The organism is Bradyrhizobium sp. USDA 4541 (assembly GCF_024171085.1).
Taxonomy (GTDB): domain Bacteria; phylum Pseudomonadota; class Alphaproteobacteria; order Rhizobiales; family Xanthobacteraceae; genus Bradyrhizobium; species Bradyrhizobium australafricanum.
Genome location: NZ_JALJZF010000001.1, coordinates 4,082,088 through 4,097,517, shown reverse-complemented (window position 1 = coordinate 4,097,517; position 15,430 = coordinate 4,082,088). Strand labels below are relative to the sequence as shown.

The window sequence follows — 15,430 nt, the reverse complement described above, 5'->3', positions numbered from 1 at the left end:
TTCGCATCGAACGGAGATGAGACGTTGGAAACTCAAATCCGAATTGCAAGTCCTTCGACCCGCATCGACAATCTGGACGCAGCCATGATCCACATTCCCGCGAAACCCTTCAGGTGCATTCGGCAACTCGGAGACCTAAGAGCGCGGCTTCAACTGCCCACCGCGGATCAGTTCGTGAGGAAAGGCAAATCGAAAGATTAGATGCACTCGCACAGGCCGCTAATTGCCCCGGATTTTGCCCGAAAGCTCTTGGCATGATCATCAAGTGACCGGCATCACGACCTCACTTGTGATGCGATCGCGGGTGCTGTCCTGGTTCGGACGCTCGCACGGGCAAATTAGGACAAGCAAAAAGCCTCACCAGATGTTTCCATCTGATGAGGCTTTCCAAGCAAGGGCATGCTTGGCGCCGTGCTGTGAACCGGCGCGCCGCAACCCTAACGCGGGCGGCTGACGCCGAGCTGACGGAGGGGACCATCTGTTTCTTGATGTGTCCGCGTGGCTACGAAAGCGTAAACCGCTCGCGAAAAGGACGCCCAACAACAACGTCGCCTGTTTGAAATACATGCGAGGTGCGGCGTTGGTCCAGCCCCGACAGGGGCGTGGCAAAATCCTAGCTCGTAAGAACCTGCACGAAGCGCGCCAAAAGTTCAGGTTTTCCGGTCCCCCTATGAATCCGGTACTCCAACAGGGAGCAAAGCGACCGGGTGAGGTACCCGACTTTGTTTGACCAATTCGCAAAGACGCCGCGAACTGAGGCGGCCTTATAGATCTGTTAATGCGCGGCGGTTCCTGACGTCGTCAAATTGTGCGGTATTGCCCGATGCCAATGAACGAACGCCGACGCCTTGCCAGAGAAGCTGGGGCAATCGTTGAGGAAACGAGGCGCAGGACAGAAGAACAAAAGGCGGCGCTCATGCGCCGCCAAACCTCCAGACCGGAATGCCGAGTTTCTTAGCTTTGTCGGCGAGGTTGTCCTGGATGCCGGTGCCGGGGAAGTGCATCACGCCGATGGGTAGCGTCTCCAGCATCGCATCGTTGCGCTTGAACGGCGCGGCCTTCGCATGCTTCGTCCAATCGGGCCTGAAGGCGATCTGCGGGACCTTGCGATTGTCGGCCCATTTGGCGGCGATCAGTTCGGCGCCCTTGGGCGATCCGCCGTGCAGCAGCACCATGTCCGCATGCTTGGCGTGCACCTGGTCAAGTTTGGCCCAGATCAACCGGTGGTCGTTGAAGTCGAGCCCGCCAATCAGCACGACCTTCGGGCCGGGCGGCACGAGCACCTGATTGTCGGCGCGCTTTTTCGCGGCCAGGAAATCGCGGCTGTCGATCATTGCGGAGGTCAGATGGCGGTGGTTGACCTTCGACCCGTTGCGCGGCCGCCAGGCGGAATGGGTGCGGCGTTCGAACTCGTCGGCGGCCTGGTCACGCATCAGCTCGCAAGCGTTGCGTCGCTCGATCAGCGTCTGCCCTTCCGCCGTCAGTCGCTCCAGCTCGACGGATTTGATCTCGCTGCCGTCCTGCTCCCGCTGCGACCTCTGCTGCGCCAGCTCGTTGTCGTCGAGTTCGCGCTCGATCCTGGCGATGGCACGATGGAAGACGTTCACCGTCGACCAGAGCAGGTCGTCGAGGTCGGGCTCGAGGCGGGTATCGGACAGCGCCACCACGAGGGCATCGAAGATGTCGGCGATGCTGCCGGCGAGGACTCGCGCTTCAGGAAGCCGCCGGGGATCGGGCTCATCGTGGAAGGGGCGATAGCCATAGAGCTGAAGTTCCTGGAGGACCTGGTCGGTCGGGGAAGAGCTGTGGTGCGGCTCGAAATCGTCGTCGTGGTCGGTGGTCATTGCGGTTTTCCCTCGTCGGATCGACCGTGCCCATCGCGGCCTTCATGGCGACGAAGGCGGCAGGCGGAACGGAATTGCACCCGCAGCGCAGCGGAGGGCCGGAGCCTGAGCGGAGGACCGAAGGGGGGCCGACTATTTTGCCTCGCGATGTAAAGGCGGCTCCGCCGTCGACGGAAAATAGTCGGCCCACGAGGTTGCCGGTCCGGGCCGCTTGCCGCCCGATCGCCCTCTTAAGAAGGCCGTGGGGGCGGTCCTCTCCGGCGCCGAGGGGAAGCATGACCGGCGGCCTCGCGGTAGCGAAGCAGCCGCATCGCCCCTCATCCCGTTTCGGCTATGCCGCCAGCTCCATAAAGCGCGCGACGTCCCGCGTCGCGATCTGCACGCGGCTCGCGGCCCGAAGGGCGTCAAATCCGAGCAGGCGAAGGTCCTCGTTGAAGTCGCCAAGCCGGGGCGAGATCACGATCGCCTCGATCCCGACCTCCGTCGTCCGATCGATCAAGGTCGCCATGGCGCCGTCACCGGCGGGATCGTCGTCACGAGCGATGTAGAGTCGGCGAAGCGTGTCCGGGAGAAGGATGGCCGAGAGATGCGCCGCCGAGAGGGCTGCGACCATCGGCATGGTGGGCAGAACGCGCCGAAGGGACAGCATCGTCTCGATGCCCTCGCCGGCCGCCATGACTTCACCAGCTACGCCAAATCGAACCGCGTGACCAAGCAGGTCGCCCATCGCCCGTTTCGGCGTGTCGAGCATCGCCTTGCCGAGCGTCCTCTCGCTGAAGCCATCGGGGTCAAGCCAGGTGCGATGCGCGCCAGTCAGGTGGCCGGAGAGATCGGTGACGGCGGCGATCATTGCCGGCCAGGTCTCGGTCGGGCTGTGGTCGTCGGGCCGGTAGTAGCAACGTGGGTGAAAGCGCAGACTTCCGGTTTCGTGCAAAGCCGTAATGCCGCGATTGCGGAGATACGCTTCTACTAGTGTGCCTGCGATCGACCGCGACATGCTGAAGAGCCGCTGCGCCGCCTCTGGCGATCCGGCGGGCGCGGGCGATTTTCTCGGCCGGTGGTGATTTGGCTCGGGCTCCGGTTCTGGACGCGGCAGACTCAGAAAGCGTCGCGCCTCATTGGCGACATCGCGAAAGTCCACGAAACCGCAACTCTCGCGGATCACGTCGAGGAGATCGCCATGTTCGGCCGAGGCGGCATCTCGCCAATGCCCGGCGGCGCCAGGACCGGAGTCCGGTCCGCTGAGCCGGACGAACATCGACCGACCGGACGTATTGCGGACGTCCCCCACCATCCAGTAGCGACCTTGGCGCCTTCCGTTGGACAGGTAATGGCGGCACACCGCCTCGGCGTCACGCGCGAGACGGCGGGCCAGTTCGGAGGCATTTCCGCGGGCCATCAGGCGGCCTTCCGCTCGTCGATGCGCGCGACCGGGTAGTGGTCGAGCACCTTTGCCAACACCGAGACACCAGTCCCATCTGATGGCACGAACATGCGCAGCTTCCACGAGATGATCTCGCTGAAGAGGCCGAAGGCGCGCAGCCGGTCGCGGCATCGCATCGGTGAAGCCGGTGAGCTCGATGCGATGGGCGCCCATCACGCGGACGCGACGAAGCTGCAGGTGCTCGGTGAGGTCGAGGACGGTGCGCCCCTCCATCAACGCCGAGAAAGCCTCCTGTGGCGTCAAGCTGCAGGTTTCGGTCGCGCAAGCGTTCGCGGCCCAGGCTGGCGAGACCCTGCGACCGATGATGCGCTCGCCCTCGTCGGTCTGGAGCCGATAGACCCGGGTCGAGTCGTTCGGAAGCCGCTTCCAGATCGGCAGCAGCAGGCCGGCGACGATGTGGAGCGTGCTCTCGGCGAATTCCGGGACATCGACGACTTCGCCGTTCCATGCTGCGGCGAATGTCTCGCGATCCGCAGGCTGCCAGTGGCTCTCGTCCATCATCTGCATCGAAGCATGATGGTGCTCCATGGGACGGATCAGCCGCACGCGACGTTCGATCTCGCCGTCGTCGAGCATAAAGCTCGGCGCAGGAAGCTGCACCGCGGCGCGGCCCGAGCGCTCGTTGACAAGTAGCACCGCGCGGGCATCGGCGAGATAATCGAGCGCTTGATCCAGCGTCATGGGGTGATTCCGCCGGCGTTCGATGATCGTGAGCAGCCGGGTTTCCGCGCCAGTCGCAGGGTGCGTGTAGATCGAGCGGCGGTCGGTGACGATGAAGCTCTCGGCCTGCAGTGTCTCGAGACCGATGTCGTACACGCCGCTGGCGATGGCCCCCTCGACCTTGGCGTTCAGTAACTGCTCGAAGGCCGTGAACAGCAGACCTTGCAGATCGATGGTCAGCGCCAACAGCCGGTTCAGGAACGTGGTGATCGGCGGCAGCTCGTCCTTGATGCCGTTCGCGTCCGTGAGCTTCAAGCCCGTGGCATCCTCGAACATCTCGAGCGAGCAGCCTTCCACCTTGCCGCGCACGAGCAGCAGATAGAGCTGACGCAGCGCATCGCGGGCATAATGGCTCTCAAGATTGTCCTCGGGCCGGAACAGACCCTGGCCGCCGGTCTGGCGTTGGCCGCGCGTGATGGCACCGAGCGTGTCGAGGCGGCGCGCGATCGTCGAGAGGAAGCGCTTCTCCGCCTTCACGTCGGTCGCAATGGGGCGGAACAGCGGCGGCTGCGCTTGGTTGGTGCGGTTCGTTCGACCGAGACCCTGGATCGCGGCATCGGCCTTCCAGCCCGGCTCGAGCAAATAATGAACGCGAAGCCGGCGATTCCGCACCGAGAGTTCGGCGTGGTAGCTGCGGCCCGTGCCGCCAGCCTCCGAGAAGACAAGCACGCGCTTTGCGTCGTCCATGAAGGCGGTGGTCTCGGCGAGATTGGCGGAAGCGGCCCGGTTCTCGACCGCAAGGCGGTCACCCCTGCGCACCACTCGCCGCGACCGTCCGGTCACTTCCGCCACGAAATCCGTGCCGAAACGCTGCACGATCTGGTCGAGTGCGCCGGGAACAGGCGGAAGCGACGCGAGGCGCTCGATCAGCTCATTGCGGCGGGCGACGGCTTCCCGACTCTCGACCGGCTGGCCGTCGCGGAAGACAGGTCGGGAGGAAAGATTGCCCTCGGTGTCGGTGAAGGGCTCATAGAGCTGCACCGGGAAGGAATGGGCGAGGTAATCCAGCACATACTCGCGCGGCGTGATGTCGACGCGCACGTCGTTCCATTCCTCGGGTGGGATCTCGGCGAGCCTTCGCTCCATCAGCGCCTCGCCGGTCGACACGATCTGAATCACCGCGGCATGGCCGTCGGCCAGGTCCCGCTCGATCGAGCGGACCAGGGTCGGCGTCTTCATGCTGGTGAGCAGATGGCCGAAGAAGCGCTGCTTGGCGGACTCGAAGGCCGAGCGCGCGGCGGACTTCGCCTGGCGATTGAGCGTGCCGGTGTCTCCGGTGATGTTGGCAGCCTGCATTGCCGCGTCGAGGTGATTGTGGATGACGCTGAAGGCGCCGGCGTAGGCGTCGTAGATGCGCCGCTGCTCGTCGGTGAGCTGGTGCTCGACGAGCTCGTATTCGACGCCGTCGTAGGAAAGTGAGCGCGCGGTGTAAAGGCCGAGCGAGCGAAGATCGCGGGAGAGCACCTCCATCGCCGCGACGCCGCCGTCCTCGATCGCCTCGACGAACTCGGCGCGGGTGGCGAACGGGAAGTCCTCGCCGCCCCAGAGCCCGAGGCGCTGCGCGTAGGCGAGATTGTGGACCGTGGTGGCGCCCGTCGCCGAGACATAGACGACGCGGGCATTGGGCAGCGCGTGCTGCAGGCGCAAGCCTGCACGGCCCTGCTGCGAGGGGGCAACATCGCCGCGCTCGCCCTTGCCGCCACCGGCATTCTGCATGGCATGGCTCTCGTCGAAAATGATGACGCCGTCGAAGTCGGAGCCCAACCATTGAACAATCTGGCGGACGCGCGAAAGCTTTTCGCCGCGCTCGTCGGACCGCAGCGTAGCGTAGGTTAAAAATAGGACGCCTTCGGCCAACCGGATCTCGCGCCCTTGAGGGAAACGCGAGAGCGGCGTGACCAAGAGACGCTCCATGCCGAGCGCCGACCAGTCACGCTGAGCGTCCTCGAGCAGCTTGTCGGACTTCGAGATCCAGACCGCCTTGCGCCGGCCCTGCAGCCAGTTGTCGAGAATGATGCCGGCAGACTGACGACCCTTGCCGGCCCCGGTGCCATCGCCGAGCATGAAGCCTCGACGGAAGCGGACGGCGTTCGGCGCATCGTCGCGGGCGGCCGTGACAAGGTCGAAGGCCTCGTCAACCGTCCAGGCCCCGGCGAGATAGTTACCATGGGCCTCGCCGGCATAGATGACCGTCTCGAGTTGTGCGTCGGACAGAATGCCGTCGCTGACGAGATTCGCCGGCAGGCGCGGCCGATGGCTTGGCTTCGGCGGCGCGACCGAGGCCATCGCGGCCGACTGCACCAGCTTGGTCGGGTGCGTCTGCGCGCCGGGGATTCGGATCGATTGGAGCCGGTATTCCTCGTAGATCGCATCGCTGAGATGCGTGCACTCGGGCGGCGTCCAATCGATCGTCTCATAGGCGAGGTCGATGGCTTCGGGATCGGCGACCGACGCGTTAACCGACGGTGCGACGGCCCGTGCGAGATAGCTGCGCACGGTCCGCGGCGCCGGTGACGCTGACATGGGAAGCGCGCCGGTTGATGCGACGCTCAGGCGAGGTGGAACGTGTTCGTCGATCCAACGGAGCAGTGTCGCGACGTCGGGCGCCATTCCTGGCGACTCCGGGAACGCGTTCGGGTCATCGGCCGGCGCCTTGTCGATGACGGTGAGGCGCGTCTCGATCCTGGTGCCGTGCTTGGCATAGACCGCGCCGGCGATCGCGGCGGTGAACACCACGCGGCCGCGTTCCTGCAATCGGGCGAAGGCGTCGCGCCAGGTTGGGGCTTCGGGTGAGAAGTTTGCGCCTGATATCGTGACCAGCCTGCCGCCATCGGCGAGACGCGCCAGAGCCGAGGCGACGTGACGGTACGCAGTGTCGGCCATGCGGCCGGAGACGTTCGCCATCGCCGAGAACGGTGGGTTCATCAGCACGACACTCGGCACGACGGCGGGATCGAGGTGATCATCGATTTGGGCCGCGTCGACGCGCGTGACGGAAATGGCCGGAAAGAGGGAAGAGAGCAGCATGGCCCGGGTCTCGGCCAGTTCGTTCAGCACGAGGGCGCGGCCGGCGATCTCGGCGAGGATGGCAAGCAGCCCGGTGCCTGCGGACGGCTCCAGCACGCGATCCGCCGGCGTAATGGCCGCCGCGGTCAACGCAGCCAGGCCGAGCGGGATCGGCGTCGAGAATTGCTGGAAAGCCTCGCTCTCGGCAGAGCGGCGCGTGTGGGTCGGCAGAAGCCCCGCGATCTTGTCCAAGGCGGAAAGTCGTGAAGCCGGAGAAGCCGCTTTGCGGAAAAGCGCTTTTCCGTATTTGCGCAGGAACAGCACGGTGGCCGCTTCACAGGCATCATAGCCCATCTTCCAATCCCACGCGCCGGTCGCATCGGAAGCGCCGAAGGCTGCTTCCATGGCGGCGCGTAGAATTGCGGCGTCGATGCGTCGACCACGCTCGAGATGCGGCAGGAGCTGCTCCGCAGCGGCGATGATGCCGCTGGCGCCCTCGGGAGCGCGATCAGGCGAGATCTGCGCGGCCTGATCGGCCGCGATCGGGGAAAGGTCATTCATGAAGTGAGCCTTAAGGAGAGCGGGAACGGGCAAGCCGGACGGCGCTCTCTCTCGGACCGCACCGGCTCAAACTCGTTCCGGCCGCCCTCTCCCTCTCTGCATCAAGGCCGTGCCCAACATGAGAAACGGCGCCCCACCGGCTGGCGGCGCGCCGCGCAGAGAGCGTTCGTCAGTGTCCAAACCGCCAAGATGGCCAGGCTCGGCCGTCGTCGCCGGCGACCGCTTCGGCGAGGTAGCTCGCATCGCCTTCGACGGTGACGATGTATTTCGTCATGACGCAGCTTCCTCGATCGGATCGTTTTCACCCGCGAGAATAGCCTCGGCCTTCGCGATGGCGGCGTCCGCCCGTCGGCGCCAAAGCTCGACATCCGCTGAGCCTTCTGTCGGGGCGTGGGCGAGTATCTTGAGCAGACCGAGCAGCAACTCGAAATGGTCGGCCCTGCGTTGGACCTGCTCGCCAAAACGTGAGGGGAACGCAAGGGCCCGGCCGACATAGGCAGCGTCGCGGCCTTCCCAGACGCCCGTGACAAACGTGGCGCCGGACTTTTCGACGTCCGACTTGTTGTCATCCCAGCCCTCGTCGGCAATCGCGAGATCGCAGGCTTGGTCGAGGGTTTCGGCGTCGTAAGTTCGCTGCCGATAGATCGGCAGGCGATAGGTCGTCTCGATGGTGAAGAGGGGCACGAGAGCCTCCATATTAATGCAAAATGCCCGGCGGAAGCCGGGCTTGGGGTGGATTGGCAGCGAAGACGCGGGACGGCCGAAGCCGCCCCGCGTGCTCGAGCTATTCGGCCGCGATCATGCGCGGCTCGTCCGCGTCATCCGCCGGAGTTTCCTTGTCATCGCCGGCGAGGAATTCCGGCAGCGCCTCGCTATCGCCCTCGGGCTCCGCGGCGTCGGCTGTCGCCGTCTGGTCGGCGCCGGCCATCCGCAGAGGCTCGGGCAGCCAGCCGGTCTCGGCCAGGAGTCGTTCGGCCTCCTTGGCCATCTCGCCCTTCTTCAGATGGTCGATGAGCTGGGCGGCGCGCTCGCCGGCACCCTCGCGCACCGCCTCAAGGATGCGGCGCTTCGGCACGCGGCCGAGATAGTTCTCGACGGTCGGGCGCCAACCGGACACCACCATATCGAGGTCGACGGCCCTCGCGATACGATCGGCCTCAGTGATCCGCTGCTCGATCATGTGCGGCGTAACGCCACCGCCATAGCGGTCGCCCTTCTCGTAGAGCGCGTTCACGCCGAACGAGGCGCAGTGCGCAAAGAGCGCCGCCTGCTCGTCGTCTGTAAGGCCGGTGAGCCAATCCCAAAGGTCGGCCTTGTCCTTCGGCAGGCGCTCCTCCCATGTCTTGTGGCGCGCGTCGATCGCTTTGGCGGCTGGCGTGTCGTTCAGCCCTTGCGCCTGAACCGGGAAACTGGCGCTGCGCAGCAAGACCTCCATCGCGGTCCCGTAGGAGGAATACCGGGAGAAGACATCGAGGCAGAACTTGTGCAGCACCGCCTGGAAGGCAACCGAAGGCATGATCGCCAACTTGTCGCGCAGCGCCAACGTCCGCTCCGCCGTGAGCTCGGTCAGCATGCGGTCCGGCAACGGCTTCACCCCATCATCATCCTCGTCCTCACGCTCCGCAACTTGCCCGCCGATGGTGATGACGGCGCGCTGGATAACCGGCGCTGATGGTTCGGCGCCGTCAAGAGCCGCGACAGCGGGTTCGGCATCGCTGTTCCCTGGCTCGGCCACGGGCAGTTCGTCCTCCGGACGGACGTAGCCGCGATCAACCAGGAGTGCGCCTTCGGCGTCGATGCCGACGAACACACCCGAGCGGGCGATGTCGGCCGGCTGATAGGTGATGGGTCGATCATCGAAGGCGGCGAGAGCCGTCTCTATTTCGCCAAGTCGCTGGTCAACCTCGTCGGGCAGCTCGTCCGCGCCGTCATGCTCGGCTTCGAGCCTGGCATATTCGGCCTTGAGCGCCTCGATGGTCGCCTGCTCTTCGGCCGAAAGATCGGCAGGCACGCCGTCCAGCTCGCGCAAGCCACGAGTATGGCCGTAGGGGAAGTCGATCCCGACCTCGATCCACTTCCAACCTTCGGCGGCGATTGTCTCGGCCTCCGCCTTCAACTTCTCAGCGACAAGACGGTCGAGCAGAGCAACGTCCTCAAGCCAGCCGCCGTCGTCGGACTGGAATAGATCGCGCAACACCATGCCACCGGCCGCCTCGTAGGCGTCGAGGCCGACAAACACGGCGCGCCGGTCGGAGGCGCGCACTGTCTTCTCAGTCAGCATGCGGCGGATCTGATAGGGCTCCTTCTGCCAGGAGCCGGAGATCGCCTGCCAGACCTGCTCCTGGCGTCCATGATCCGCGGTGACGGTGAACGCCATCAACTGGTCAAGAGACATGCCGTCCTCGGCATAGACGTCGAGCAGCGCGGGCGAGACCGAGGCGAGGCGCAGGCGCTGCTTCACCACATTCACCGAGGTAAAGAAGGCCGCGGCGATGTCCTCCTCGCTCTTGCCCTTCTCGCGCAGAGCCTGGAAGGCGCGGAATTGGTCGAGCGGGTGCAGCGGCGCGCGCTGGATATTCTCGGCCAGTGAGTCGTCCTCGGCGAGAACGGTGGTTCCAGGATCGCGCACGACGCAAGGCACCGGCGCGGTCTTGGCCAGGCGCTTCTGCTTCACCAGCAGCTGCAGCGCCCGGTAGCGGCGCCCGCCGGCCGGAATCTCGAACATGCCGGTCTCGGCGCCTTCGGCATCGAGGACCGGCCGGACATTGAGGCTTTGGAGCAAGGTACGCCGGGCGATGTCCTCGGCCAGTTCCTCGATGGAGATGCCGGCCTTCACGCGGCGGACGTTTGACTGGCTGAGCACCAGCTTGTTGAAGGGAATATCGCGCGAGGATGACAGGGTTATCTTCTGAACGGCAGTTGCCATAGGTAATACTCCACGACGGGCGACCCAAAGTCTCTCTCTGGTCTCCAACCCGTCACGAGGCGCAGCGCCGCCCTCTTCCTCTGAGGGCAGCGCCGCAAACCGACGATCAGGAAAACCGGAAAGGCACGAAGCCGCAGACACGCCGTTCCGCATCTCCGGCTTTCCGGGTATCAGGCTGCCTGATCGAGTAGCCTCTTCGCGCGCCCCTCCAGATCGAGCCGTGCGTCCTGATGGGTCTTGCCTCGCGCAACCGCTGTGATGCCTTGCACGAAATCGAACACGCTCTCGGGCTTGCGTCCTTCCTCGGATAGCACCGTTTCGATGATCTTCGCTGTCTCCGCCTTCGAGAAGCCGCGCTTGCGCAGGAACTCGCTGCGGTCGTCGTCGGTGCGGGCAACGATCATTTCTCGCGCCGTCCTGATGCCGTTGATGAAGGGCCTCGGTGAGGAATTGGCAAAGCTGGCGAGTGCCGGCGCCGCCTCGTGGGCAAAGCGTGAGGCGGCGTATTTGGAGTGGCGGATCGTGATCTCCTCGAAATCCTCGACGCCGTCGGGTAGGGGCGAGGGTTCCCGATGGGATGATCCTCTACCCCTCCCACGGAACCGGACGTGATAGTTTCCCATCATCCGGCTCCTACGTTTGCACAACGATCCAGTCTTTCCTGTAATCGTCCGGCATGGTGCGCGACATGGCAGTCGCGGCAGAGCACCACACGCTTGCGCGTCCGGGCCGCCTTGACGCGGGTCCAGAGCGTGGTCCCCGTCATGTCACTCATCTTGCGAACGTGATGCACCTCCAACGGCACGTCCACCGATCCGCACGCCCGACATACCCGTGCGCGAAGCCGGTCGACAATGTCGGTCCGGCCAGCAAAGTGGATATGCGTCTGTGCTTCACGATCAACGTGTGAGGATGCCGGTGTTGGCTCAACATCCTTCAGGCGGAACATCGGCATGAAGCGCCGCTTGTGGCGGCCGTCATACCACAGGCCGAGGCAATCCCCATTTCGGAGCCTCCCTGCCGTCACCTTGACCGAGGACTTATGCTTACGGGACAGGGTCTTCATAAAGCTCCACCACCAGAGATGGTGAAGCCGTCCGACCTGCTGTTTCCAGAGCGTGCCGAGCTTGTAATACTCGGCCAGTCCCCGCAACATCGCATTGTACCCGGTCAGGATAGCAACGTCAGAGTTGTTGATCACTTCGCATCGAGCCTCGCCACGGTTGGTATGGAGATTTCCGAGGCGATTTCTCTCTGCGAAGCGGGCGAGCTTTTCCATCGGCACATGAAGCTGCATGCGATCATCCGGCACTCGCATGGTGACGGCACGACCGCCCTTCACCATCCGCTTTGTCCGACCATCGCCGTAGGTCTTCAATGCGTAACCGAGGAATATTGCTCCCTCGTCAGCCTTCCTTATCCCGCTTTTCTCCGCAGACACTTCCAGTTTCAGGGTTTCGGCCAGATACGTTCTGACCTCGGCCATGACACGGCGAGCGTCCTCTTTGCTGCCGATAATGCCGATCACGAAGTCGTCGGCATACCGGCAGTAGCGAAGTCGGCGGTAGTTTGGATCGAACTGATCGACGGACGGTTTTTCGAGCCGTCGCCGCTCCCATTCCCTGATTTCCTCGATCAGCCGGGGAATTTCTTCCTCGTTGCCATTGGCACGCCGTCGATTGATCATTCTGCGCCGGATCTGGATCTGCTTTGAGGTTTCAAGGTAGGCGGCACTGCGTCGCCTTCCTTGCCCCCTGTCGAACCGTGCTTTCATCTCCGCCACGAACAGATCGAGTTCGTGGAGGTAGACGTTGGCGAGGATCGGCGAGATCACGCCACCTTGTGGGGCTCCGCTGAAAGTCCTGTGGAACTTCCAGTCTTCGAGATAGCCGGCCTTGAGCATCCGCCCGATCAACTGCAACAATCGATCATCATCGATACGTTTGCGCAGCAGACCAAGCAGTATGTCGTGATCGATGTTGTCGTAGTATCCGACGATATCGACCTCAACCAGCCATTTCATGCCATGCCATGTGCGCCTGATTTCGGTCAGGGCCGTGTGACATGACCGCCCCCGGCGGAAGCCGTGCGATTGTTCCGAGAAGACCGGCTCGTAGACATGTTCGAGCAGAATCTTCACGGCCGCCTGCACCAGCTTGTCGTCGGCAGTGGGAATGCCCAACGGGCGTTTCTTCCCGTTGGCCTTGGGGATGTATTGCCTGCGCGCCGGAGAGAAACGATACGATCCGTCCAGAACGGACGCCATTACCTCCTGCATCCTTTCAAGCGAGAAGCCATCGAGGGTGTTTTGGGGGTCGACGCCCGGTGTCAGTGCTCCTTTGTTGGGAGCGATCTGCTCATAAGCCCTTTCCCATATGGTTGGAGCCGAAAGCAGCCTGAACAGGCCGTTGATACGTTTTCCCTGACGAGACAGGTCGATGATTGAGTCCAGTCTCTTCTCTACGGTGTGCGGTTGCATCAGCAAACCTCCGTCATGAAGTTGAAAGACCCAGCAAACGCGCCGCCCTTCACCCGCGCAGTAGGGATTCCCCGTCCGGTTGCCCGGTCGGTTTCACCCGTGCTCGTCCATCCTTGGATGGCTGTCCCGGGCATTACCCCGGGCGTTTGGCTACTATGGCGGCTCCGTCGCCCTACGGGACATCGGAGAGATGCCCGCTTAGGCGATCCCGTGTTTACGCGATCAGTGAGAGACGACGTGGTTAGGTGGCCCGTTCGATCATTGGCCCCTCGACGAGGGGTGAGCCGTGTGACCAAGTTTAGGCGGGTCTTATGGGGTACCCCACCCTTCGCACGGCATGACGCGTCAACCATTGCTGCGTCATGACCCGAAAAAAGTCCCTGATCTGGGCTTCACGCAATCCAGCATTCACCATGCACGTCTTGCCCTGACGTCCCGATGGCCTACAATGGTTTCGACCCGGATGACGCCTTTTCCCGGCATGCTATTGTCCCCTGCCGGTTTCCCGGTCGCAGCCATTTCTGGCCAAGGTAAGTCGGGTGGGCATCAGGCAGTTCTTGGTTTCCTGAGAAGTCTCCTTCACTCAATTGATCGCGCCGACACGGCGCACCCAGAGATTCCGGTTCTGGCAGACGGCGCGGAGATAGAAGCTCGCCATGCCGAGCGTCTTGGCACCCACCTCGGAATTCCAGCAGTAGAAGCCGCGGAAATAAAGGTCGGGCGAGCCGTCGGCCAATCGGCCGGCCTCGATCGGGTTGAGGTCGTCGACCAGGAACAGGAAAACGTCGCGGTCGGAGGCGTAGAGGGTCGTCGTATCCTGACTGACGTCGACATGCGGATTATAGACACCGGTCGACCAGTCAAGTACGCCCGGGACCTTCCAACGCGTGTCGCCCGTGCCATTGCCGGCGATGCGCTGAACGGCCGCGACGAGTTCGTCGTCAAAGATGCGCCCGTATTCGGGACCCGTAACCGCGCGAAGCTCAACGCGACCGTCTTCGATCTCGAGCGTCTTCACCTGCTCGGCGGAATGGGAGGTCAAGCCGTACTGCAGATTGATGCCGGCCAGCGACGCTGGAAGCTGACGAAGGTAAGCCGCCGGCGCTCCGACCAGGCCGGCGAGTTGGCCGAAACTCCAGTGCGTCGGTGCAATCGGCGTGTCTGAACCGGGCAGTACCATAGCCAGGCGCTCGGCATCGTCGCGGCTGGCCTCAACCCGGATCGCAGCGCTCTCGACCGTTCGGGTGCGGCTTCGTTCGGTCCGTCCACGCACCGCGGCATAGAGGTCCGAAAGCGACAGATAGCGCTCGTCCGCTGGCCGCGAGAACCATTCCGACGATACCCGGCCGACGCGCTCGCCGCGGGTCACGTCCACCTTGTAGCCGCCGGCGCGGTCGCGGCCATTGATCAGAACTTCCACTTGGGTCATGGGTCATCTCCACGACAGGCGCCGGAGGCCTCTCCTCCGTTCTTCAACCCGTCATGGCGAAGCCCATCCGCCCTCTCACTCTGATGGGGGCGTTGCGGGGTTCTCCCCGCAGAAGGGGTCGGCCGAGACCTCAGGCTCGGGCGCAGGGGAAGGCTTTCCCCTCAAATCCGCAGAGCCGCAAATGCGCAAGACTGAGCGGCTCGCCATGGGCGATGACAAGGGTAGATTCTCGTCGCTTTGAGTTGCGTCGTGATACGGAAGGCGATCGCTGAAGTAGCCGTTGGGAAACCGTGCTGAGTTACGGGAGGGGATTGTTGATGGCGGCGAGCAGCTTTAGAAATATTTTCACGTCGAGCGCCTTGTTTCAACTGTTAGTGACAGCCGCGTCTACTTTGGGTCGCCCAATCAGTTCGGCTGATCCGCTCGGAAGGCGCGGTCGCTATCTAATGAAATGTACCGCCGCGCGATGCCCAATGAAATCGAAGCAACTGAGCAGGCGTTCTTTGAGCTGAAGGCTCTCAACTCACGCCGGTTCGGTAGGCGTCACCCGTCAACAGCAGCGCAGAAATGAAAGGATGAAACTGCAACACCAACTCCAGATCGGCCTCTTACCTCTTTGGCTCGGCGTAGGGATCGCAACGCCGGACTTGTACTCCATAGAAATGAGCTTCATTTCGAAGCAGGCCAAAGCGCTTGCGATGGTAGCTAACTCTTCCTCTACGGCGTCAAATAAATTGCAGCTCCAAAGGAGTGATCACGAAAATGTTCTTCGTGCGCTCGACTTTGCGCTTTCCCGATCGGCTACGCTTGGCATCTCGGATGCCGCGCACAACAGCGATACAACACGTTGATATCGCTCGACACTCTCTCTTGCATTGCGGCCGCAACTTGTCATCCTTGTCACGATGCAGAGCAATCCGCGGACAGGGCTTGAACCTGCGATCTTCAAATTATGTGACTGAAGGTCGAGACTCAACCGCACCAGTCGCACCAGAAACAGCGCGAACAAGCCATCACGAAC

The 15,430-nt window shown here is 63.4% G+C and carries 6 protein-coding genes and 3 pseudogenes; 1 reads left to right on the top strand and 8 read right to left on the bottom strand.

Annotated features, from left to right (window positions below):
• Window positions 1–914: 914 nt before the first annotated feature.
• From J2R80_RS19140 to J2R80_RS19105, 8 genes and pseudogenes are all read right to left on the bottom strand, one after another.
• Complete coding sequence (locus tag J2R80_RS19140; protein ID WP_253639132.1) at window positions 915–1,844, bottom strand: DUF2493 domain-containing protein; 930 nt, start codon at window positions 1,842–1,844, stop codon at window positions 915–917.
• A 331-nt stretch (window positions 1,845–2,175) separates the two neighbouring features.
• Window positions 2,176–2,520, bottom strand: coding sequence for a toprim domain-containing protein (locus J2R80_RS19135; protein ID WP_256528018.1), 345 nt, complete (start codon window positions 2,518–2,520; stop codon window positions 2,176–2,178).
• A gap of 722 nt (window positions 2,521–3,242) precedes the next feature.
• Window positions 3,243–7,575, bottom strand: a pseudogene (locus J2R80_RS19130) (strawberry notch-like NTP hydrolase domain-containing protein).
• Between the two features lie 270 nt (window positions 7,576–7,845).
• Window positions 7,846–8,259, bottom strand: coding sequence for a hypothetical protein (locus J2R80_RS19125; RefSeq protein ID WP_253639131.1), 414 nt, complete (start codon window positions 8,257–8,259; stop codon window positions 7,846–7,848).
• A gap of 100 nt (window positions 8,260–8,359) precedes the next feature.
• Window positions 8,360–10,501 carry a ParB/RepB/Spo0J family partition protein gene (locus J2R80_RS19120; RefSeq protein WP_253639130.1) on the bottom strand — a complete coding sequence of 714 codons (2,142 nt, stop codon included), beginning with the start codon at window positions 10,499–10,501 and terminating at the stop codon, window positions 8,360–8,362.
• Window positions 10,502–10,671: 170 nt separating this feature from the next.
• A pseudogene (locus tag J2R80_RS19115) lies at window positions 10,672–11,049 on the bottom strand (DUF932 domain-containing protein); the annotation flags it as partial.
• Between the two features lie 74 nt (window positions 11,050–11,123).
• Window positions 11,124–12,980, bottom strand: coding sequence for a reverse transcriptase domain-containing protein (locus J2R80_RS19110; RefSeq protein ID WP_253638496.1), 1,857 nt, complete (start codon window positions 12,978–12,980; stop codon window positions 11,124–11,126).
• A gap of 610 nt (window positions 12,981–13,590) precedes the next feature.
• A pseudogene (locus J2R80_RS19105) lies at window positions 13,591–14,409 on the bottom strand (DUF932 domain-containing protein); the annotation flags it as partial.
• A 575-nt stretch (window positions 14,410–14,984) separates the two neighbouring features.
• On the opposite strand from J2R80_RS19105, the gene J2R80_RS19100 reads away from it, so the two are divergent.
• Complete coding sequence (locus J2R80_RS19100) at window positions 14,985–15,260, top strand: hypothetical protein (RefSeq protein ID WP_253639129.1); 276 nt, start codon at window positions 14,985–14,987, stop codon at window positions 15,258–15,260.
• Window positions 15,261–15,430: the final 170 nt, after the last annotated feature.